Annotated in this window: 18 protein-coding genes; 10 read left to right on the top strand and 8 right to left on the bottom strand. The window is 73.3% G+C overall.

Translation table 11 applies throughout. The features are described 5' to 3' along the window. Nucleotides 1-31: 31 nt before the first annotated feature. Nucleotides 32-343: a hypothetical protein gene (locus AB0F68_RS32420; protein ID WP_357345194.1), complete on the top strand. Its 312-nt coding sequence runs from the start codon at nucleotides 32-34 to the stop codon at nucleotides 341-343. A 6-nt stretch (nucleotides 344-349) separates the two neighbouring features. Here the strand turns inward: AB0F68_RS32420 and dacB are convergent, their stop codons facing one another. Further along, entirely contained in the window at nucleotides 350-1933 is a 1584-nt protein-coding gene (dacB, locus tag AB0F68_RS32415; RefSeq protein WP_357345192.1) for a D-alanyl-D-alanine carboxypeptidase/D-alanyl-D-alanine-endopeptidase, read from the bottom strand. A 322-nt stretch (nucleotides 1934-2255) separates the two neighbouring features. Here dacB and AB0F68_RS32410 point away from each other — a divergent pair, with 322 nt between their 5' ends. Then, the gene (locus AB0F68_RS32410) at nucleotides 2256-2537 is read left to right on the top strand and encodes an iron-sulfur cluster biosynthesis family protein (protein WP_357345189.1); all 282 of its coding nucleotides are present in this window, start codon (nucleotides 2256-2258) and stop codon (nucleotides 2535-2537) included. Between the two features lies 1 nt (nucleotide 2538). Here the strand turns inward: AB0F68_RS32410 and AB0F68_RS32405 are convergent, their stop codons facing one another. From AB0F68_RS32405 to AB0F68_RS32390, 4 genes are all read right to left on the bottom strand, one after another. Further along, nucleotides 2539-3642, bottom strand: coding sequence for a hypothetical protein (locus AB0F68_RS32405; RefSeq protein WP_357345187.1), 1104 nt, complete (start codon nucleotides 3640-3642; stop codon nucleotides 2539-2541). Between the two features lie 157 nt (nucleotides 3643-3799). Further along, complete coding sequence (locus AB0F68_RS32400) at nucleotides 3800-4396, bottom strand: PepSY domain-containing protein (RefSeq protein WP_357345185.1); 597 nt, start codon at nucleotides 4394-4396, stop codon at nucleotides 3800-3802. A 58-nt stretch (nucleotides 4397-4454) separates the two neighbouring features. Next, nucleotides 4455-5741 carry a HAMP domain-containing sensor histidine kinase gene (locus AB0F68_RS32395; protein ID WP_357345183.1) on the bottom strand — a complete coding sequence of 429 codons (1287 nt, stop codon included), beginning with the start codon at nucleotides 5739-5741 and terminating at the stop codon, nucleotides 4455-4457. Then, nucleotides 5738-6430, bottom strand: coding sequence for a response regulator transcription factor (locus AB0F68_RS32390; RefSeq protein ID WP_357345182.1), 693 nt, complete (start codon nucleotides 6428-6430; stop codon nucleotides 5738-5740). Before AB0F68_RS32390 ends, AB0F68_RS32395 begins: the two co-directional genes overlap by 4 nt. 103 nt (nucleotides 6431-6533) lie before the next feature. Between AB0F68_RS32390 and AB0F68_RS32385 the strand changes: the two genes are divergently transcribed. The 4 genes from AB0F68_RS32385 (at nucleotide 6534) to AB0F68_RS32370 (ending at nucleotide 9672) form a co-directional block, all read left to right on the top strand. Then, complete coding sequence (locus AB0F68_RS32385) at nucleotides 6534-7004, top strand: septum formation initiator (RefSeq protein ID WP_357345181.1); 471 nt, start codon at nucleotides 6534-6536, stop codon at nucleotides 7002-7004. 30 nt (nucleotides 7005-7034) lie between these two features. After that, nucleotides 7035-7310, top strand: a complete 276-nt coding sequence (locus AB0F68_RS32380) for a hypothetical protein (RefSeq protein WP_357345179.1) — start codon at nucleotides 7035-7037, stop codon at nucleotides 7308-7310. Between the two features lie 324 nt (nucleotides 7311-7634). Next, nucleotides 7635-8027, top strand: a complete 393-nt coding sequence (locus AB0F68_RS32375; protein ID WP_357345177.1) for a cupin domain-containing protein — start codon at nucleotides 7635-7637, stop codon at nucleotides 8025-8027. A 277-nt stretch (nucleotides 8028-8304) separates the two neighbouring features. Further along, nucleotides 8305-9672, top strand: coding sequence for a pectate lyase (locus AB0F68_RS32370; RefSeq protein ID WP_357345176.1), 1368 nt, complete (start codon nucleotides 8305-8307; stop codon nucleotides 9670-9672). 40 nt (nucleotides 9673-9712) lie between these two features. On the opposite strand, the gene AB0F68_RS32365 is transcribed toward AB0F68_RS32370, so the two are convergent. Beyond that, nucleotides 9713-10900 carry a threonine synthase gene (locus tag AB0F68_RS32365; protein WP_357345174.1) on the bottom strand — a complete coding sequence of 396 codons (1188 nt, stop codon included), beginning with the start codon at nucleotides 10898-10900 and terminating at the stop codon, nucleotides 9713-9715. Nucleotides 10901-10908: 8 nt separating this feature from the next. After that, complete coding sequence (locus tag AB0F68_RS32360; RefSeq protein WP_357345172.1) at nucleotides 10909-11943, bottom strand: DNA polymerase ligase N-terminal domain-containing protein; 1035 nt, start codon at nucleotides 11941-11943, stop codon at nucleotides 10909-10911. A gap of 118 nt (nucleotides 11944-12061) precedes the next feature. Between AB0F68_RS32360 and AB0F68_RS32355 the strand changes: the two genes are divergently transcribed. Further along, nucleotides 12062-12844 carry an aldo/keto reductase gene (locus AB0F68_RS32355; RefSeq protein ID WP_357345170.1) on the top strand — a complete coding sequence of 261 codons (783 nt, stop codon included), beginning with the start codon at nucleotides 12062-12064 and terminating at the stop codon, nucleotides 12842-12844. Nucleotides 12845-12880: 36 nt separating this feature from the next. Next, nucleotides 12881-13282, top strand: a complete 402-nt coding sequence (locus tag AB0F68_RS32350) for a hypothetical protein (protein ID WP_357345168.1) — start codon at nucleotides 12881-12883, stop codon at nucleotides 13280-13282. Nucleotides 13283-13335: 53 nt separating this feature from the next. Here AB0F68_RS32350 and AB0F68_RS32345 read toward each other — a convergent pair whose 3' ends face one another. Next, entirely contained in the window at nucleotides 13336-14484 is a 1149-nt protein-coding gene (locus AB0F68_RS32345) for a cellulose binding domain-containing protein (protein ID WP_357345165.1), read from the bottom strand. Between the two features lie 339 nt (nucleotides 14485-14823). Between AB0F68_RS32345 and AB0F68_RS32340 the strand changes: the two genes are divergently transcribed. Together AB0F68_RS32340 and ctaD are read left to right on the top strand one after the other, a co-directional pair. After that, on the top strand, nucleotides 14824-15930 hold the full coding sequence (locus AB0F68_RS32340; protein WP_357345163.1) for an FAD-dependent monooxygenase: 1107 nt from the start codon (nucleotides 14824-14826) through the stop codon (nucleotides 15928-15930). 128 nt (nucleotides 15931-16058) lie between these two features. Continuing rightward, a complete protein-coding gene (gene ctaD / locus AB0F68_RS32335) occupies nucleotides 16059-17816 on the top strand; it encodes a cytochrome c oxidase subunit I (protein WP_357345161.1) in 1758 nt (585 codons plus the stop codon). The last annotated feature ends 649 nt before the right edge of the window (nucleotides 17817-18465 follow it).

Below are 18465 nucleotides of genomic sequence, written 5' to 3'. Positions count from 1 at the left end.
CGTCCGACCATCCGCTGTGGAGGCTCGACCGATGAGCAGCAGTGCCCGCGTCGTCCGTTCTCTCCCGCCGTCCGACGGCGACGTGCTGCGGGACATCCCGCTGCCGCCGTACGTGACCGGTGAGGACGCCCAGTTCGCGGTGCGCGCGGTGGTGGTGCACGCGCCACGGCGCTGGTCGGGCGGGACGATCTGCCGCAACGACGCCAGCCCTCACCCGTGCCGGCTGCACCGGTGGGGGCGGCGGGTGCTCACGCTGCGGGGCCTGCCGCCGGCCGAGATCGACGCGCTGATCGAGCGCGGCGACCCCGCCGCCGAGCCGTGCCCGCCCCGGCCCGGCGCCTGAGCCGGCTCAGCAGACCGCCGGCTTCACCCAGGAGCACTCCAGACCCTCTGGCACCCGCGGCGACTCCGGCGCCGTCGGGACCGCCAGCCGCGCCGTGGTCGTCCCCTTCTCGGTGTACGAGGCCAGCGCGATCGCGATCTGGTCCTCCAGCCCCTTGACCGACGAGGTCAGGTAGTTGTTGAGCACGACGGAGAAGGCCAGCACGTGCCCGTCGGCGTCGGTGGCGTAGCCGGAGAGGCTGGACGCGCCGGTGAGGCTGCCGGTCTTGGCGTGCACGTTGTCGGCCGCGGCGGTGCCGCGCATCCGGCTGCGCAGCGTGCCGCCGACGAACCGATCCGGGTTGCCGGCCACCGGCAGGGCGGCGTACCAGGTGTCGAACCAGGGCTCGGCGCGGACCGCCGACAGCAGCGCGACGAACTGGGCGGGCGGGATCATGTTGCGCCGGGACAGCCCGGAGCCGTCGCGCTGGCGCAGCGTGCCGGTGTCCATTCCGGAGTCGCCGACGTACTCGCCGATCGCGCTCAGTCCGGCGGACCAGGTGCCGGAGCCGGAGAGCACCCGGCCCAGTTCCTTGGTGAGCACCTCGGCGTGGCCGTTGTTGGAGAGCTTGAGGAACGGCACCATCAGGTCGGCCAGCGGCATCGAGTCGTGCCGGGCGACCGGCTTGGCGTCGTCCGGGGTGGCCCGGCCGAGCACGGTCCGGCCGAGCACCCGCACCCCGTGCCGCTGCAGCGCCGACCGGAAGACGTCGGCGGCGTAGCCGGTCGGTTCCCAGACCGTCATCCAGTCGCTCGTCTCGGCCTGGCCGACCGCGATCTGGCCGGTCACCACGATGGTGTTGCCACCGTGCTCGCGCTCGAAGGAGATCGTCGTCTCGCCGGTGGCGACCGTCTCGGCCCGGTTGTCGATCCGCAGCCAGCCGTTGGCGGGCGTCATGGTGACCGTCGGCCGCGCGCCGGCCTGCCCGGCCGGAGCGGCGTGCACGATGACCGTGCCGGCGTCGTAGTCGGTGTTCGGGGCGACGGTCAGCGCGGAGACCTGCGCGGCGTAGTAGTAGGACTCGTCGTCCCAGGTCCAGTCCGGGCCCAGCCGGGTGCGGTCGTACCGCGTGTCGTCGGCGACCAGGTTCCCGGTCACCACCCGTACGCCGGCGGCGGCCACCTCGGCGGCCAGCCGGTCGTAGTCCTCGGCCAGCATGGTCGGGTCGCCCCCGCCGCGCAGGTAGAGGTTGCCGGAGAGCAGCCCGGCCCGGCGCACCCCGTCGCCGGCCACGTCGGTGGTGAAGCGGTGCCCGGGGCCGAGCAGTTCCATGGCCGCCGTCGAGGTGAGCAGCTTGGTGTTCGAGGCGGGGATCAGCCGCCGGTCCCCGTTGCGGTCGTAGAGGGTCTGCCCGGTGGTGGTGTCGACGACGACCACGCCCGCCTGTGCTCCGTTGAGCCGGGAGTCGGCGAGGATCGCGTCGATGGTCGCGTGCAGCCGGGTCTGCGCTGGGGTGGGCGCTTCGGCCGTGGCGGTGGGGGCACCGGCGGTGGCCGCGGTGGCGACCAGCGCCAGCACCGCGAGCGCCCGGGGGAAGAGACGACGATGCATGTGCCGATGCTGTCACGGAGATTTCCTCCAGAGAAGACTGCACCGCGAAAGTTATTGCCGGACGTGGGTGGAACCCGCCGGAATACCCCGAATGCGGCGGGAAAAACATTCCTCGCCGCGACGTCACCGGTCCGGTGTCGACTGACCCTGCTCTATTTGACGGATGCCCGGGCAGGGGGCACCGTAGGCCATGAGGGGCGTTCGACCTGCCCTGGTTTGCACGGCGAAGCCTGATTCGCCTTCCCGGGGCCCCGACCGGCCGCGTGGGCCGCGTCGACCCGCCCGCGATTCCCGAACCAGCCAAGCCACGAGGAGTTCCGCCATGCTGACCATGACCGACAACGCCGTAATGGTGATCCGCGACCTCGCCAACCAGCAGGACGTCGCCGAGGCGGGTGGCCTGCGCATCGCCGCCGACACCGACGCCGGTTCGCTCTCCATCGAACTGGTCGAGGAGCCGATCCAGGGCGACAAGGTGGTGGACAACCAGGGGGCCCGGATCTTCCTCGACGCCGACGCCGCCGAGCTGCTCGATGACACCTCGGTGGACGCGGTGGTCGACGACGAGGGCGTCGTGCAGTTCGGCTTCACCGAGAAGGAGTGACTCACCCGGCGCGGCGGGTCTCACCGCCGCGCTGCGGCCGGCCGGCTCGCCCCCGCTCGGGGACGTCGTGGTCGACCCGCCACGGCCCGCCGCGCTGCTCACGCTCGGGGCGGAGCAGCGTGCCCAGCACGTGCGCCAGGTGGTGCGACGTGCTCCAGGCGATCCAGTTCGCCGACGAGCCGGCGCCCGCGCCGCGTCGCGCCCGGCGCAGGATCTCGTGGTCTCCCCAGGAGAAGCTCGCGCCCGCCACCGGCCAGTGCGGCGCGGCGACGAGCGTGCGGCACAGGTCGGCGAAGCGGTCGTCGCCCCGGCCGCCGCGGCGCGACCACCGGTAGACCCACCACGCCCCGGTCGTGGTGTAGCGCAGCGTCGGCAGCCGGTCGCCCGGCCCGTCCGCCCCAGGCGCGGCGCAGCCCACGCCGTAGTCGCCGTAGCCGAGGCCCAGGTCGGCCAGGCGCTGCCAGAGCTGCCAGTCGAAGCGGTCCAGGCGTACCGGCTCGTCGGTGGGAAGCCGGGCCAGCGTCGGCGGCATCCCGCCGGCCGCCACGGTCACCGAGCGCCAGGCGTGCCGCCGGGCCCACTCCGCCAGCCGCCGGACCCGCGGCTCGGCCAGCCGGACGTCGGCCGGGCAGCACACGTCCCCCGCGTCGATGAGCAGGTCGCACTGCTCCGGCACCAGCCGGGCCAGCCGCCACACCCGTTCCACCGCGGCGGTGGTCGCGTCCGGACCCGTCCGGTCCTGCCCGGTCCGCAGCCGGAGCACCGCGCGCCGCGCGTAGGCCCGGGCGGCCGCGCCGTGTGCCACCAACCGCCGGTTGCCCTCCGCGAGCCCGATCACCGGCACCAGCGGTACGCCCCAGCGGACCAGCTCGCTCTCCGGCGCGTCGGGCAGCACCGACACGTCGACGGCGGGGAGGAGCCCGGCCGGCAGCCGGCCGAGCAGGTCCACGGTGCACGGATCCACCGCGTGGACGTCGATGACCGGGGCGAGCAGCGGAGCGGTGGCGTCGTCGAGATGGGCCAGCGCCTCCAGCTCACCCCGGCGACCGGCCAGCACAGGGCGGTAGACCGGTTCCGCCGCCCGACCGCCGTGGGCGGGCACCATACTTCAATGTAGCGACCCGATCGCGTTCCGCCACAGGCTTTCCGGGCATCGCCGCCGATCCATTCGTCCGGGTGTCGGTGCGGCGCATGAGCGCGGCGCACACCGACGCCGTCGGGTCCGGGGGGCACCCCGTCCGCCCGGACCCGTGACCCGGCGTTCAGTCGTCGCTGCCGGACCGGTCCCCGCCGTGGTCGTCGTACCGGTCGTCGTCGTGGCGGTCGCCGCCGCGGTCGCCGCCGCGGTCGTCGTACCGGTCGTCGCCGCCGCGTCCGTCGTCCGTGCGGCGGGCGTCGTCGGCCCGCCGCCGCTCCACCTCGACCACCGCGCCGTCACCCCGGTCGACCTTCACCTCGTACGTGCTGCCGGCGCGGGCGACCTTGACGCTCCACACTGGGCGGTTGTGCTCCGTCTCGGCCTCGATCTCCACGATCCGACCGCCGCCGAGCCGGGCCAGCGCGACCTTGCCGGCCTGCTGCCGGGTGGCCGCGCCGTCCGACGCCCCGGAGGCGCTCGGGGCGCCACCCGGCCGGGCCGTGCCGGCGGTCGCGGAGTCGTCCGGTCCGGGGTTGTCGTCCGTCCCGGGGTTGTCGTCGGTGCTCGCACTCACCGTTTCCGGGCTGTCGTCGGCGGCCACGGCGGCCGGCGCGGTGCCCGGACCCGGCCGGTCGGCCGCGGTCACGCCCATCGCCGCGCCGGTGACCGCCAGCACCGCGGCCCCACCCATCGCCGCCAGTACCAGGGACGTTCGTCGCATCGTCTCCACCTCTCCTCGGTTGTGCGTCGAGGATCGGCCGGGGACGGCTAGCGGCGCGCTACCCGAGGTCTAATCCCGGGTTAAGGCCGAGCCGGAGCGTCACCGCCGCCCCGCCGTCGGGACCGCTGTCCAGCTCCAACCGGCCGCCGGCGGCCCGGGCGGCCCGGTCGGCGATGTCCAGGCCCAGCCCGGTCGACCCGGCCCGGCTGGCGCCCCGCCGGACCGACCCGGTTGGCAGGCCCGGGCCGGCGTCCGCCACGGTCAGCGCCACCTGCCCGGCCTCCCGAGCGAGCCGGACGGTGAACGGCGTGCCGTCCGGCGTGTGCGCGAAGACATTGCCGAGCAACGCGTCGACGGCGGCCGCCAACTCGTCGCCGGCCACCCGCACCGGCAACGGTCCGGGCGCGAGGTCGCGCGTGACGCTCCGCCCGGTGTCCTCGGCCAGGACCGACCAGAACGCCACCCGCTCGCCGACCACCGCGGCCGCGTCGCAGCCACCGCCCTCCGCCGCCGCACTGCGCCAGCGGGCCTGCCGGATCACGCCGGTGACCGCCCGTTCAAGGCCGTCCACGGCGGTGGTCAGCCGGGCCACGTCGTCCGGGTCGCGCAGCGACTCGGCCTCCAGCCGCAGCACGGTCAGCGGGGTGCGCAGCCGGTGCGACAGGTCGGCCACCTGCTCGCGTTCCTCGCACAGCAGCACCTGGATCCGCTCGGCCAGATGGTTCAGCGCGCCCGCGACCTCCCGCAGCTCGGGCGGTCCGGCCGGCTGTACCCGGGCGTCCAGTTCGGCGTTGGCGAGCCGCTGGGAGACCGCGCCGAGGTCGGCGATCGGCCGGACCAGGGTGCGGGCCAGCCGGTCGGCGACGCCCAGCCCGACCAGCACCAGGAGCACGCCGAGCAGCGCCAGCACGAGCCATGCCCGGGTCACCCCGGCGGTCAGCTCGGCCCGCGGGACGACGGTGCGGATCACCGCCGTCCCGTCCGGTCGGCCCTGGACCGCGATGACGACCTCCCGGCCGGTGGCGGACTCGACGGTGAGGCTCTGCCCCCGCGCGGCAAGGACCACCGCCGGGGTACGCGGCACCCGCGCGCCGAGCACGGTGCCGTCCGGCAGGAACACGCTCACCTCGCGCCCCGACTCGGCGGCGAGCTGATCGACGGTCAGCCGGACGGTGTCCGGCTCGGCCGTGCCGACCACCGGGACCAGGCCCTGCGCGTCGGCGGCGGCCCGGACGGTCGCCCGGTCCGCGGCGACGGTGCGCACCAGCACGGCCAGCGGCACCAGGAACGCGACCATGACGAGCACCCCGACCGCGGCGACCAGCAGCGCCAGCCGGCCCCTCACCGGGCGTCGCCCGGAACGTCCAGCCGCACCCCGACCCCCCGGACGGTGTGCAGGTAGCGCGGCTCCTGGGCGCTCTCGCCGAGCTTGCGGCGCAGCCAGGACAGGTGCACGTCCACGGTCTTGTCGGCCCCGCCGTACGGGATCCGCCAGACCTCGGTGAGCAGCTCCCGCTTGGTGACCACCTGGCCCGGCCGGCCGGCGAGGTGGTGCAGCAGGTCGAACTCGCGGGGGGTCAACTCGACCGGCGCGCCGTCCAGGGTGACCTGCCGGGCCCGCGGGTCGACGCGCAGCCCACCCACCACGAGCACCGGGTCCGTCGCGGCGTCGCCGGTCGAGCGGCGCAGCACCGCCCGTGCCCGGGCGTCCAACTGGGCGGCGGTGAACGGCTTCACCAGATAGTCGTCCGCGCCGGCGTCGAGCATCCGGACGATCTCGGCCTCGTCGTCACGGGCGGTGGCCACGATGACCGGCACCGAGCTGACCGCGCGCAGCATCCGCAGCAGCTCACCGCCGTCCAGATCGGGTAGTCCGAGGTCGAGCACGACCAGATCGGGCCGGTCGTCGAGCGCGTCGCGCAGCCCGTCCAGCGCGGTCGAGGCCGCGGCCACCGCGTGCCCCCGCTCCCGCAGGGCCCGGAGCAACGGCGTACGGATCGTCAGGTCGTCCTCGATGAGCAGCAGCCGGGCCACGCTTGGCAGGCTAGCCCCTCTCGCCGCCCGGCCCCGCCCTCGTTAACCCAGCCTTAGCGTTGCCCCGAGCCCGGCTCAACCCGGCGTCGGGGAGACTCGGGACATGGGCCGTCGTCCGCTCCTCGCCGCCGCCGCCGGTTGGCTGGCCACCACCATCGCCGCCACCCTCGTCGGGCTGGCCGCGATCCAACTGGTCGGCGTGGGCATCACCGGCACCCCGGGCGGCGTACGCGACGAGCGGGACGTCGCCCGTGCGCTCGCCTCGCCCGCGCCGGTGACCGCGACGCCGGCGGAATCCGCCACGGCCGCGACGCCGACCGCCGCGACGAGCCGCCCGCCGGCCGCGGGTGGGTCCCGGCGAACCTTCGTCACGGACGGGGGCAGCGCGGTCGCGGAGTGCGGGCCGGCCGGCGTACGCCTGGTGTCCTGGTCCCCGGCCCAGGGCTACCGGGTGAAGGACGCCGACCGGGGGCCGGACGACCACGTCGAGGTCCGCTTCGTCGGCGCCGAGGGGGAACACGAACTCCGGGTGCGGTGCCGCGGCAGCGAGCCGGTGGCCACCCCACGCGACTGAGTTTTCCCAGCTCAGCGGCGTCATCTGTCCTTGATCGGACAGTGCTCCCGCTGGTTGGCGGGCGGTGGCGGGCTCGGCGCCACCTCGGTCACCCGGCTGGCCGCCGGGATGTACCAGGTCGCCTTCGAGCAGGACGTCGCCGGCGCCGCCTACGTCGGCACCGTGGGCCCCGCCAGCGGCGGTCTCGCCCCGCAGGGGACCATCACCGTCGCGCCGCGAACCGGCATCCCCAACGCGGTCTTCGTCGAGACGTACGCCGCGAGCGGCCACACCGACCGCCCGTTCCACCTGGCCGTCCTCGCCTGACCCGCGCGGGGCGGCGGCCGGCGTACGCCCTGTGGCGGCACGGGGCTCGTGCTGGCCGGCTGCCGGTGGACGGAAGAGGCCCGTAGACGAGCGCACGGCGCCGTCCGACCCGAGGTCGTAACGTCGCCGCGCTCTGGCCGTCTCCCACCATCGCAGCCGTACGGCGGTACGAAAGCGGGGACCTGGCTCCGGCCGGCCCGGCATGCACCGGCCTTGTTGGCAGCAGATGCCCGTCCAGAGGGGATGCAAACCCCGAGCGGGTGGGGAATTCCACCATTTGCGAGTCGCGGCGTGAGCGGCGCGGGGACCGGGTATGAGCGGGTCATGGAGCATTTCACGATCGCGACCGTCGCCGAGAAGAGTCCCGACTTCCGCCGTGTGCTCTGGACCGGGGAGCACAGCCAACTGGTGATCATGACGATCCCGGCGGGCGGGGAGATCGGCGAGGAGGTCCATGAGGACATCGACCAGATCCTGACCTTCGTCAGCGGCACCGGCGAGGCGCGGGTGGCGGGGGAGAAGAAGGAGGTCGTGGCCGGCGACCTCGTGGTCGTACCGGCCGGCACGAAGCACAACTTTGTCAACACCGGCCCCAACCCGCTCGTCCTCTACACCGTCTACGGTCCGCCGGAGCACGCCGACGGGGCGGTGCACCGGACCAAGGAGGAGGCCGACGCGGCCGAGGCCGCCGGCGAGGACGAGCCGCCCACCTCCTGACCGGAGGCGACCCGCTCACGCGCTCCACCATCGCCGTGGTGGAGCGCGTAGGCGTGCCCCCGACCTGCAACAATCCTGCACATCGCAGCCATTGACGTTGATAACTGCACGGGCCTAGCCTGCTGGTACGGGAAAGCCCTTTCCTGGGCTTCGCTTCCTCGCCGCCCCCTTCCGGAGACCGGGCCTCCGACGGGGCGGCACCGACCGTCGCGACCGTGGCCAGGCGTCGACCCTCCGCCGCGGCGGTCCGCCACCACGTGCCTCAAGGAGGACAATCGTGCAGACCTCACGTGCCAGACTCCGCCGCCCGCTGCTTCTGGCGGTGGGCGCCGGAGCGACAGTGGCGGCACTCGCCGCCGGGATGGGGACGTCGGCGTTCGCCGCCACCGTCTTCTCCGACACCTTCTCCGACGGCGACGCCGCCGGCTGGTCCAAGTCCGGCGGGACCTGGGCGGTCGCCGACGGCGCGTTCACCCAGTCCAGCACCGCAAGCGAGCTGGCCCGCCAGTTCGCCGGCCAGAGCGGCTGGACCGACTACCAGGTGCAGGCCCGGGTACGCCCCACCGCCTTCGGCTCGTCCAGCGCCCTGGTCGGGCTCGCCGCCCGGGCCAGCAGCAGCACGAAGATGTACCGGCTGGCCCTGCTCGGCTCCGGCCGGGCCGAACTCCAGGCGGTCAACGGCAGCCAGATCACCTCGCTCGGCTCGGCGTCGGTCGGGGCGACCACCGGCACCTGGTACACGCTGAGGATCGAGGCCAGCGGCAGCACCATCCGCGGCTACGTCAACGGCGCCCAGGTGGGCGGCGGCAGCAACAGCCTGGTGGGCGCCGGCCGGATCGGCCTGGTCACCGCGTACGCCGGCGGCAGCTTCGACGACGTCGCCGTGGACTCCTCGGTCACCACCCCCACCACGCCGCCGACCAGCACCCCGCCCAGCTCGCCCACCCCGACCCCCACCGGCACCACACCGCCGCCGGCCTCGTGGCCGACGCCCACCGCCAGCGTCAAGGTGGACGCCACCATCCCGGTCTCCGGCACCTTCGACGGCGGGATGAAGCGCTACTACGGCATCGGCGACGGTGGGCAGAGTGAGAGCCAGGACCCGATGTTCGAGCTGGCCGCCGGGGCCACCCTGAAGAACGTGATCATCGGTGCGCCGGCCGGCGACGGCGTGCACTGCGAGGGCGACTGCACGCTGCTCAACGTCTGGTGGGAGGACGTCGGCGAGGACGCCGCCACCTTCCGCGGCGGCACCACCTACACGGTGGACGGCGGAGGCGCCCGGTCGGCCAGCGACAAGGTGTTCCAGCACAACGGCCCGGGCACCGTCCACATCCGCAACTTCCGGGTGGAGAGCTCCGGCAAGCTCTACCGGGCCTGCGGCAACTGCTCCACCTCCTACCAGCGGCACGTGGTGATGGACAACGTCACCGCCACCGGCACCAAGGTGCTGGCCGGCATCAACACCAACTGGGGCGACACGGCCCGGTTCAGCCGGATCACCATCCTCAACGACCCGAGCCGGTCCACCCGGATCTGCGTCAAGTACCAGGGCGTGCCGAAGGGCAGCGAACCGAAGGAGATCGGTGAGGGCGCCGACGGGGTGAACTGCTTCTACTCCGCCTCCGACATCACCTACCGGTAGGACGTTCCGACGCGGGCTCCCCGGTCCCGGGGAGCCCGCGTCACACCGTCGGCACGCCGGAGACGTCCACCGTCTCCGGGTACTTGAGGCCCGCGCCGGTGTTCAGCACCACCACCCGCTCGCCGGCGCGGATCCAACCCCCGGCCCGCAGCTGCCGGGCGGCGGTCAGGCAGGCCGCCCCCTCGGGGCAGAGCAGCAGCCCCTCCCGGGCGGCGAAGTCGCGCAGGTCGGCGAGGATCTCCGCGTCCTCCACGGCGATCGCGGTGCCGCCGCTCTCCCGCAGCGCGGCCAGGATCAGCTCGTCGCCGAGCGGGGCGGGCACGGTGATGCCGAACGCCAGGGTGTGCGCTTCCGCCCACGGGGTGGCCCGCGGCTCGCCGGCCGCGAACGCGCGGACGATCGGCGCGCAGCCGGTGGACTGCACGGCGACCAGGCGGGGGAGCCGGTCCTCCACCCAGCCCAGCTCCCGCAGCTCGTGCAGCGCCTTGTGGATGCCGATCAGCCCGACCCCGCCCCCGGTCGGATAGATGATCACATCGGGCACCTGCCAGCCGAGCTGCTCGACGATCTCGTACCCCATGGTCTTCTTGCCCTCGAGGCGGTACGGCTCGCGCAGCGTGCCGGCGTCGAAGATCCGCCCGCCCGACTCGGCGACCAGGCTGGCCACCCACCGGCCGGCGTCGCTGATCAGGCCGTCCACGAGCCGCAGGTCCGCCCCGGCGGCGACGCACTCCCGTCGGCAGATGGTGGGCGCGTCGAGCGGCATGGCGATGGTCGCGCCCATCCCGGCCCGGGCCGCGTACGTCGCCCAGGCCGCCCCGGCGTTGCCGTTGGTCGGCATGGCGATCCGCTCGACGCCCAGCTCCCGGGCCCGGCTCACCCCGACCGCCGCGCCCCGGGCCTTGAACGAACCGGTCGGGGTCAGTCCCTCGTCCTTCACGATCAGGTCCGGGATCCCGATCTCGTGCCCGTACGCCGGCGCGCGCAGCAGCGGCGTCCAGCCCTCGCCCAGCGTGGTGACGAAGCGGGGATCGGCCACCGGCAGCAGCTCCCGGTAGCGCCACAGGTCGGCCGGGCGGAGCCCGAACTGCTCCGGGGTCACCGCGGCGGCCACCGCGGCCAGGTCGTAGCGGGCCAGCAGCGGGGAGCCGCACTCGCACAGGTTCTGCAACTTGTCGGCCGGATGCTGCTCGCCGCAGCGCGGGCAGTCCAGGTGCGTCAGGTGCACGGTGCTCCTCAGCTCGGGTCGAGGCTCAGCCAGTGCCGGCTGCGCCGACCCGGCTCGTACGGGGAGTCGAGCCGCTTGGCCACCACCCCCGGGAGCCCCTGTTCGCGGGCGGTCCGCAGGGCGTCCGCGCCGACCCCCGGGAACCACGGCGGAGTCTGCCAGTGCGGGCCGGTCAGCGCCAGACCGTCGAGCAGCTCCCGGCGCTGCGCGTACGGCACGTCGAGGCTGGTCACGCCCTCCAGCCAGAGCAGGTCGACGGCGAGGAACTGGCCGTCCCGCTTGGTGGGCGGCTTGACCCGCCCGCCCGGGTCGATCCGGACCAGCACGCCGTCGAGCACGGTCTCGACCGGGGCCAGCTCCTCGGCCATCGCCCGCAGCCAGGGGTACGCCCCGGTGATCTCCTCGTCCGAGGAGCCCAGCAGCCGGAGCCGGCCGCCGGAGACGTACGCCATCGCCCGCACGCCGTCCCAGCGCAGCTCGTACCCCCAGGCGGCCTCGTCCTTCGGCAGGCCCTTGCCGGCGGTGGTGTGCATCGGACGGACCAGCTCCGGCATCGGGGTCCAGCCCTCGGGGGCCGGGTCGGTGCGGCGGACCATCCAGTCCCGGCCCCGGCCGCCGGTGGCGAAGAGGACGTACCGCCCCTTCGTCCGCCGGCCGTCCAGGACCACGATCACCTCGTCGTCGCGCCATTTCTCCACGCGATAGGTGCCGGTGTCGTGGACGGTCATCCGCCCGCCGCCGTACTCGCCGGCCGGGATCTCACCGTGGAAGGTCAGGTATTCCATCGGATGGTCCTCGGTGTGCACGGCGAGGTGGTTGCGGCCCGGATCGCGGGGCAGGCCGCGCGGCACCGCCCAGGAGGCCAGCACGCCGTCGTGCTCGAGGCGCAGGTCCCAGTGCAGGCTGCGGGCGTGGTGCTGCTGAACCACGAACCGGGGCTTGCGCCGCGCGGCCCGCCTCCCCTGCGGGGTCCGTTCCGGCACCGGCTCCGGGGTACGCGCCGCGTCCCGTTTCCGCCGGTACTCCTCCAGCCGGTCAGCCACCCTCGCATTCTCCGGCAGGTCCGGGTCGATCGCCCGGTTCCCGCCGCTTCTGTCCCGTTCGGCCGCCGCTCGGCGGGTCGCCGGCATGCCGCCGCCGATCACGGGTAGAAGCGTCGGTATGGACCTCGACCAGCCCACCGTCCCGCTCACCGGCGACGTCCGGATGCCGCTGCTCGGCTTCGGCACCTGGCAGGCCACCGGCGAGGCCGGGTACGACGCCGTGCTCGCCGCCCTCGACGCCGGTTACCGGCACATCGACACCGCGACGATGTACGGCAACGAGAAGGAGGTCGGCCGAGCGGTCAAGGAGAGCGGGCTGCGCCGCGAGGACCTCTTCATCACCACCAAGCTGCCGCCGGACCGGGTGGGCCGGGAACGGGAGACCATCGAGGCGAGCCTGGCCGCCCTGGACATCGACCACGTCGACCTGTGGCTGATCCACTGGCCGCCGTCGGCACCCGGCGACAGCATCCCGGTCTGGCGCGAGATGCTCGCCGCCCGGGACGAGAACCTGGCCCGGGCCGTCGGGGTGAGCAACTACAGCATCAGCGAGATCGACGAGCTGATCCAGGCCACCGAGGAGACCCCGGCGGTCAACCAGATCCGCTGGAGCCCGTCCCTGTACGACCGGCAGGTGCACGCCGCCCACCGGGACCGGGGGGTGGTGCTGGAGGGCTACAGCCCGTTCAAGACCAGCGACCTCACCGACCCGGTGCTGATCCGGATAGCCCAGGCGCACGACGTCTCGCCGGCGCAGGTGGTGCTGCGCTGGCACATCGACCACGAGATCGTGGTCATCCCGAAGTCGGTCACCCCCGACCGGATCCGGGCCAACGCCGACGTGTTCGGCTTCTCGCTGACCGCCGAGGAGATGCGCGACATCGACGCCCTCGGCCACTGAGCCACCTGCCGGTGGGGCACCCGCTACAGTGCTGCCGTGTTCGACCGGCTCCGCGATCTCGTCACCGTGCGGTCTCGGTGGGGGTTGCCCGTGCCGGCGGTCGCCCGCGTCCTCACCGCCGCCCAGCTCCGCGAGCTGGTCGAGACCGAGCTGGCAAGCGGCTTCGGGCGGCGGGTCAGAGACCTGCCGGTCGAGTCGGACCTGGAGTACCTGCTGTTCCCGCATTCGCCCGAGATGTCCCCGGTGCCGTCCTGGAAGTGTGTCGTGATCGTGCTTCCCGCCGGGGGCGTGCTGGTGCGCGGCTCCGGCCGGAAGATCCGGTACGGCCACCTGGACGTCTCGGTCGAGGAACTGCGCCGGCTGCCGCGCGCGAGCCGGCGACGGCGGGACGAAATGCTGCACTGGCTGGCATATGAGGCGGCCTGGCGCCGGCGCTGAGCGCGGAGGGGTGCGGTCCGGTTCGGACCGCACCCCCTGGTCGCTCCGCCCGATCAGAGGCGGGTGCAGGTGGCGCCGTTGAGGGTGAAGCTGCTCGGCGCGGAGAATCCGCCGCTCAGCGTCGCCTGGTAGCCGAAGCTGGTCGAGGCTCCCGGTGCCAGCGTGCCGTTGTAGCTCAGGTTCCGCGCGGTCACCGCGGACCCGCTCTGCGTCACGGTGGCGTTCCACGAGCCGGTGATGGTCTGCCCCGAGGGCAGGTTGTAGTTCAGGGTCCAGCCGTTGACGGTGCTGGAGCCGGTGTTGGTGATCGTCACGTCGGCGGTGAAGCCGTTGTTCCAGACGTTGGTGGTGTACTTCACCGAGCAGGCGGCGTTGCCGGGCGGCGGCGGGGTGCTGGTCTGCGGCGGCGGGGTGGTGGCCGGCGGCGTGGTCGGCGTGGTGCCGCCGGTGTTGACGCTCTGCGAGAACGAGTTCACCGCCAGGCCGACACCGCCCTGCCACGGCTCGAAGCCGGCCTGGATGCTGGTCAGGTACCAGTCGCTGGTGATCGCGCCCCGGCTTCGGGTGTCGTTGATGAACGCCATGGCGTCGAAACTCATGCTCGTGATGGGGGACGGCGCCACGTACGAGATGACGTTGTTGGAGCCGTTGCTGCCCCGCCAGACCTCCCAGGTCCGGCCGGCGATGCTGGCGGTGCCGACCACGGAGCCGATGGGCTGGATCGGGCCCTGCCGGTTGAACCAGATCATGATCTCCATCTGGCTCACCCCGTCCTTCTTCGGCGTGGGGTCGAGCCAGATGTCGTACGCGGCGTCGTAGACCGCGCCGCTGACGTAGTTGTAGCTGATGCTGCTCGGCGCGCTGCTGATGTTCTTCACCTGGATCGGCAGGTTGGTGCCGGGCGAGCAGTTCGTGTAGTGGCAGCCCACGAAGATCGACGGATACGAGACCGGCGCGCCGCTGGTGTTCCCCACTCCGTCCTGGCGGGTGATGGAGAAGCCGGTCGAGGTGACGTTGATGCACTGCTGGGCGGTGGTGCCCCAGCGGTTGTTCTGCACGACGTACTTGCCGCCGATGGTGGTCGACCCGTACTGCTCGCAGATCTGGGTGTCGGCGGAGGCGGTGCCGCCGAGGGCGACGGCGACGATCGAGCCGACGGCCAGCAGACCGGCCGCGGCGAGGGCCCTCAATGGACGCTTCATGATGCTCCTTGGCTCGGCGCGGGGGGCGCCGATTCGGGTCGGGGGTACGCCGGGAGCGCTCCCAAACTTAGAGCAACACATTTACATGTCTGAAACCGTCGCGCAACCGTACCGGTCGAGTCGATCGTTTCGATGACCGTCCGTGAGTGGTCGGTGGCCGGGCGCTACGGCGGCGACGGCCGGATCACCCGGTCGGGGCGGGATTCCCGCCGGTGGGAGGGCTCCCGGTCGCTGACCGGGCGTTCACGCCAGGGCTGATGGACACTTCCGCCGGTTGGTTGCGGCGAGTAATGTCTTGCCTCCAACGCGTTCCGAACCCCTCCGGAGGCGTACCCCACGATGGGTGGTTCCCCCCTGCGCATCCTCGTCGTCGGCGCGGGCATCGCCGGGCTCGCCGTGGCCCGAGCGCTGCGCCTGGCGGGGTTCCGTCCCGACGTGACCGAGAAGCTGCCCCCGACCGAGCGCGCCGACACGGGCCTCTACCTCCCGGGCAACGCGGCCCGGGCGCTGCGCCGGCTCGACCTGGACGGCCCGGTACGCCCCCTCGGCCAGGTCATCCACCGGCAGCGCTTCCTGGAGGCGACCGGCGCGCCGCTCTGCGAGGTCGACCTCGACGCGCTCTGGGCCGGAGTGGGGGAGTGCCGCGCGCTGCCCCGCGCCGAGTTGCACCGGGTGCTGCTCACCGGGGCCGGCGGCGCCGTCCGGCACGGGGCCGAGGTCAGCACCGTCGAGCCACTCGCCGGCGGCGTCGCGGTCGGCTTCACCGACGGCACCAGCGGCGAGTACGACCTGGTCATCGGCGCCGACGGCCCCCGCTCGGCGGTGCGTACCCTCGCCGCGCTCGGCGGCCCGCCCCGCCCCGCCGGCCAGGTGGTCTACCGCAGTGTGGTGCGCGGCGGCCCCCGGGTGGCCGACTGGACCGCCCTGCTCGGCCAGCGCGCCGGCTTCCTGGTGGTGCCGCTCGGCGCCGGCCGGCTGTACTGCTACGCCGACGAGGCCGGCACCAGCCTGCCGGCCGACCCGCTCGCCCGGCTGCACGACCTGTTCGCCGCCTACGGCGGACCGGTGCCCGAGGTGCTCGCCGCCCTAGAGACGGTGGACGTCGAGCTCACCGAGGAGGTCGAGCTGGGGCGGTGGTTCCACGGCCGGGTGCTGCTCGTCGGTGACGCGGCTCACGCCACCGCACCGACGCTCTCCCAGGGCGCCGCCATGGCCCTGGAGGACGCCGTGGTGCTCGCCGAGTCGCTGAAGGCCGCCGGCAGCGTCGAGGCGGCACTCATCGCGTACGAGAGTCGCCGCCGCCCGCGTACCCGCTGGGTCCGGGACCGGACCCGGGACCGCAACCGCACCCGCGACGTGCCGCCGGCGCTGCGCGACCCGTTGCTGCGCGGACGTGGCGGACGGATCTTCCGGGAGCACTACCGGCTCCTGACCGGCCCGCTCTAGCGGGCCGGTGATCGTAGCCGCCCACCCCACGCGGCGGGGCCACCTACCGGGGACTATCCTCCTTGCGGATGACGGCCGCGCAGATGAACAGCGCGCCGAGCGGGACAACCCAGAACCGGAGGCCACTCGTGACCACCGTCGCACCCAAGCCGGTCGTGACCCGGCCCTGGCCGGTCCGCGAGCCGGTCAAGGGGTCGGCAATCGCGCGGCTGCTGCGCACCACGGACGCGAAGCAGATCGGGATCATGTACATGGTCACCGCGTTCGCGTTCTTCATGATCGGTGGCCTGATGGCCCTGATCATGCGCGCCGAGCTGGCGCGGCCGGGCCTGCAGTTCCTGTCGCCCGAGCAGTACAACCAGCTCTTCACCATGCACGGCACGATCATGCTGCTGTTCTTCGCGACGCCGATCGTGTTCGCGTTCGGCAACTACGTGGTGCCGCTGCAGATCGGCGCGCCCGACGTGTCGTTCCCCCGGCTGAACGCCTTCGCCTACTGGCTGTACCTGTTCGGCGGCACCATGGCCACGGCCGGCTTCATCGCCCCAGGCGGCGCGGCCGACTTCGGCTGGACGGCGTACACGCCGTTGAGCACCGCCGAGCACTCGCCGGGCGTCGGCGGGAACATGTGGATCGTCGGGCTGGCGATCTCCGGTCTGGGCACGATCCTGGGCGCGGTCAACATGATCACCACGATCCTGACCCTGCGTGCCCCCGGCATGACCATGTTCCGGATGCCGATCTTCACCTGGAACCTGCTGGTCACCAGCCTGCTGGCCATCCTGGTCTTCCCGCTGCTGGCCGCCGCGCTCTTCGCGCTCGCCGCCGACCGCCTGATCGGCGCCCACGTGTACGACCCGGCCACCGGCGGCCCGATGTTGTGGCAGCACCTGTTCTGGTTCTTCGGCCACCCCGAGGTCTACATCATCGCGCTGCCGTTCTTCGGCATCATCAGCGAGATCATCCCGGTCTTCTCCCGGAAGCCGATCTTCGGTTACAAGGGCCTGGTCGCCGCGACCATCGCCATCGCCGCCCTGTCGATGAGCGTGTGGGCACACCACATGTTCGCCACCGGCCAGGTGCTGCTGCCGTTCTTCAGCTTCCTCAGCTTCCTGATCGCCGTGCCGACCGGCATGAAGTTCTTCAACTGGATCGGCACCATGTGGCGGGGCCAGATCAGCTTCGAGACGCCGATGCTCTGGGCGGTCGGCTTCCTGGTGACCTTCCTCTTCGGTGGCCTGACCGGTGTGCTGCTGGCCAGCCCGCCGCTCGACTTCCACGTCTCCGACTCGTACTTCGTGGTGGCGCACTTCCACTACGTGCTCTTCGGCACCATCGTGTTCGCCGTCTTCGGCGGCATCTACTTCTGGTTCCCGAAGATGTTCGGCCGGATGCTCGACGAGCGGCTCGGCAAGATTCACTTCTGGCTGACCATGATCGGCTTCCACACCACCTTCCTGGTGCAGCACTGGCTCGGCGCCGAGGGCATGCCCCGCCGCTACGCCGACTACCTGCCCGGTGACGGCTTCACGTTCCTGAACACGCTCTCCACGGTCGGCGCCTTCATCACCGGCATCTCGACCCTGCCGTTCATCTGGAACTGCTGGAAGTCGTACAAGACCGGCCCGGTGGTCGAGGTCGACGACCCGTGGGGCCACGGCAACTCGCTCGAGTGGGCCACCAGCTCCCCGCCGCCGCTGCGGAACTTCGACCGGATGCCGCGGATCCGCTCCGAGCGGCCGGCGTTCGACCACAAGTTCCCCGAGCTGGCCGCCGGCCACTCCCTGGCCGGCCCGCCCGAGGGCGGCGCGAAGCCGCTGACCAGCGAGTCCGACGGTGGCGCCAGCTACCAGGAGGACACCGAGGGCCGGCTCGACAAGCGCTGACCCAGGCGACCCGTACGGGCGCTGTACCCCCTGCCGGGGGTGCGGCGCCCGTCGCCTTTTCCGGCCCGGCTCCGCCCGCTCCCCGGCGCGGCGCGCGCCGCGTGGCGCCGCCCGCTCGGCGCGCACCGCGTGGCGCCGCACCAGCTCGGCGAGGTGGGTGTATCCCGACCCGCCGGAGACCCCCACCTCGCCGAGGTGGTGGGCAGCGCCTGCGCGACGCGGGCGGGGTGGGGTGCGGGGGTCGGCTGGCGGTGAGGGAGGCGGGCGGAGGCGGCGGGCTCGGCTCCGCGGGGCGTTGACGCCCGGCCTGCGGGGGGTGCAAGTTCGCGCGGGCCGTGGTTGGGTCCTCGCGCGAGCGGCGCCTCCACGCCAGCTCGGCGAGGTGGGCGCATCCGGGCCCGCCTGACACCCTCACCTCGCCGAGCTGGCGCCCGGCTCGCGCTACGCGGACGTCCGGGGCGAGGAAGGTGCGGCGGAAACCTCGGCTCAGCTCCGCCGGCGTCCGCACCCCCGCTCGCGAGGTGTGGGGTCCTGCGGGCGGGTGTCCGGTCTCAAGGGGGGGTGTCCCTATGGGTTTCGTCAAGCGGCGATCGGTGCTGTGGGGCGGGGTTGGTAGGGGTTCTTGTCGCGGAGCATGGCGAACAGGACG

It is taken from the genome of Micromonospora sp. NPDC023966, from assembly GCF_040639095.1.
Classification (GTDB): Bacteria; Actinomycetota; Actinomycetes; order Mycobacteriales; family Micromonosporaceae; genus Micromonospora.
This window is presented reverse-complemented; position numbering and strand designations above follow the sequence as displayed.

Excerpts from the sequence above, each read along its gene's own strand:
- AB0F68_RS32340 (WP_357345163.1), top strand. The coding sequence starts at position 14,824 with ATGGGTGGTTCCCCCCTGCGCATCCTCGTCGTCGGCGCGGGCATCGCC.
- AB0F68_RS32400 (WP_357345185.1), bottom strand. The coding sequence starts at position 4,396 with ATGCGACGAACGTCCCTGGTACTGGCGGCGATGGGTGGGGCCGCGGTG.
- AB0F68_RS32385 (WP_357345181.1), top strand. The coding sequence starts at position 6,534 with ATGGGCCGTCGTCCGCTCCTCGCCGCCGCCGCCGGTTGGCTGGCCACC.
- AB0F68_RS32375 (WP_357345177.1), top strand. The coding sequence starts at position 7,635 with ATGGAGCATTTCACGATCGCGACCGTCGCCGAGAAGAGTCCCGACTTC.
- AB0F68_RS32410 (WP_357345189.1), top strand. The coding sequence starts at position 2,256 with ATGCTGACCATGACCGACAACGCCGTAATGGTGATCCGCGACCTCGCC.
- dacB (WP_357345192.1), bottom strand. The coding sequence starts at position 1,933 with ATGCATCGTCGTCTCTTCCCCCGGGCGCTCGCGGTGCTGGCGCTGGTC.
- AB0F68_RS32355 (WP_357345170.1), top strand. The coding sequence starts at position 12,062 with ATGGACCTCGACCAGCCCACCGTCCCGCTCACCGGCGACGTCCGGATG.
- AB0F68_RS32345 (WP_357345165.1), bottom strand. The coding sequence starts at position 14,484 with ATGAAGCGTCCATTGAGGGCCCTCGCCGCGGCCGGTCTGCTGGCCGTC.
- AB0F68_RS32405 (WP_357345187.1), bottom strand. The coding sequence starts at position 3,642 with ATGGTGCCCGCCCACGGCGGTCGGGCGGCGGAACCGGTCTACCGCCCT.
- AB0F68_RS32420 (WP_357345194.1), top strand. The coding sequence starts at position 32 with ATGAGCAGCAGTGCCCGCGTCGTCCGTTCTCTCCCGCCGTCCGACGGC.